We start from the raw sequence: 1,659 nt of genomic DNA, 5'->3' as shown, positions 1-1,659 counted from the left end.
GCCAGGCCTCAGCATTTTATTATGGTGATCCCCTGGGCGAAATGCGCCTGGTAAGCAGAGTTTTTGAAATGTAAGGCCTTTGAATAAGACAAAAGGCTGCCTCATCGCTAACTTTGCAACAGTGCCATTTTAAGCGTTATGCTAAGCCCAGGAAGCCGCAGGATCTTTTGAACCACAACTGCATTAACGTCCGCTATTCTGATACGAGTGGATTGTACGCCTGGGAATTCGAGAAAGATGCTCAGAAATTCAGTCTGAAAGTCAAAGGGCAATATATTGCGAACAGCACGATTCATCAGCTCGATGCAGCATTAGACGGGCTGGGGATTGCCTATATTCCCGAGTATGTTGCAGATGGATATATCAAAAGCGGCAAGCTGATTGCTGTTCTGACCGAGTGGTGTCCATATTTTGACGGCTACCATATTTATTATCCTCACCGCCGACAGGATTCTCCTGCGTTTATGGCTTTTCTGCAAGTTTTGCGTGACAGGTACAATAATGGAATAAGATAAATTTATGAGTAAAGGATTATGTCCACGATAAGCACCTGGGTCGATTCCTGGGAGGCGGCCATGAGGGTAGGGAAGCGCCGTCCCGTCAAGTCAGCGTAATGCTCTGCCAGTGTTACAACCAATTAACCAATTCTGATTAGAAAAACTCATCGAGCATCAAATGAAACTGCAATTTATTCATATCAGGATTATCAATACCATATTTTTGAAAAAGCCGTTTCTGTAATGAAGGAGAAAACTCACCGAGGCAGTTCCATAGGATGGCAAGATCCTGGTATCGGTCTGCGATTCCGACTCGTCCAACATCAATACAACCTATTAATTTCCCCTCGTCAAAAATAAGGTTATCAAGTGAGAAATCACCATGAGTGACGACTGAATCCGGTGAGAATGGCAAAAGCTTATGCATTTCTTTCCAGACTTGTTCAACAGGCCAGCCATTACGCTCGTCATCAAAATCACTCGCATCAACCAAACCGTTATTCATTCGTGATTGCGCCTGAGCGAGACGAAATGCGCGATCGCTGTTAAAAGGACAATTACAAACAGGAATCGAATGCAACCGGCGCAGGAACGCTGCCAGCGCATCAACAATATTTTCACCTGAATCAGGATATTCTTCTAATACCTGGAATGCTGTTTTCCCGGGGATCGCAGTGGTGAGTAACCATGCATCATCAGGAGTACGGATAAAATGCTTGATGGTCGGAAGAGGCATAAATGCCGTCAGCCAGTTTAGTCTGACCATCTCATCTGTAACATCATTGGCAACGCTACCTTTGCCATGTTTCAGAAACAACTCTGGCGCATCGGGCTTCCCATACAATCGATAGATTGTCGCACCTGATTGCCCGACATTATCGCGAGCCCATCTATACCCATATAAATCAGCATCCAGGTTGGAATTTAATCGCGGCCTCGAGCAAGACGTTTCCCGTTGAATATGGCTCATAACACCCCTTGTATTACTGTTTATGTAAGCAGACAGTTTTATTGTTCATGATGATATATTTTTATCGGCACTGTTGCAAATAGTCGGTGGTGATAAACTTATCATCCCCTTTTGCTGATGGAGCTGCACATGAACCCATTCAAAGGCCGGCATTTTCAGCGTGACATCATTCTGTGGGCCGTACGCTGGTAC

General features: G+C 45.0%; 2 protein-coding genes. One reads left to right on the top strand and one right to left on the bottom strand.

Going from position 1 to position 1,659, the window contains the following annotated elements; genetic code table 11:
- The first annotated feature begins 113 nt into the window (after positions 1-113).
- Positions 114-515: a LysR substrate-binding domain-containing protein gene (locus tag FTU12_RS16270; protein WP_001183556.1), complete on the top strand. Its 402-nt coding sequence runs from the start codon at positions 114-116 to the stop codon at positions 513-515.
- A 136-nt stretch (positions 516-651) separates the two neighbouring features.
- Here FTU12_RS16270 and FTU12_RS16265 read toward each other — a convergent pair whose 3' ends face one another.
- The gene (locus FTU12_RS16265; RefSeq protein ID WP_000018323.1) at positions 652-1,467 is read right to left on the bottom strand and encodes an APH(3')-I family aminoglycoside O-phosphotransferase; all 816 of its coding nucleotides are present in this window, start codon (positions 1,465-1,467) and stop codon (positions 652-654) included.
- Positions 1,468-1,659 lie beyond the last annotated feature (192 nt).

The sequence above is a fragment of the Acinetobacter sp. YH12063 genome, from assembly GCF_013419715.1.
GTDB lineage: Bacteria > Pseudomonadota > Gammaproteobacteria > Pseudomonadales > Moraxellaceae > Acinetobacter > Acinetobacter amyesii.
Note: the sequence above shows the minus strand (reverse complement) of the source record. Positions and strands in the feature narration are given on the sequence as shown.

What these genes read in the sequence shown, in the direction of transcription:
- FTU12_RS16265 (WP_000018323.1), bottom strand. Translation starts at nt 1,467, where the DNA reads ATGAGCCATATTCAACGGGAAACGTCTTGCTCGAGGCCGCGATTAAAT.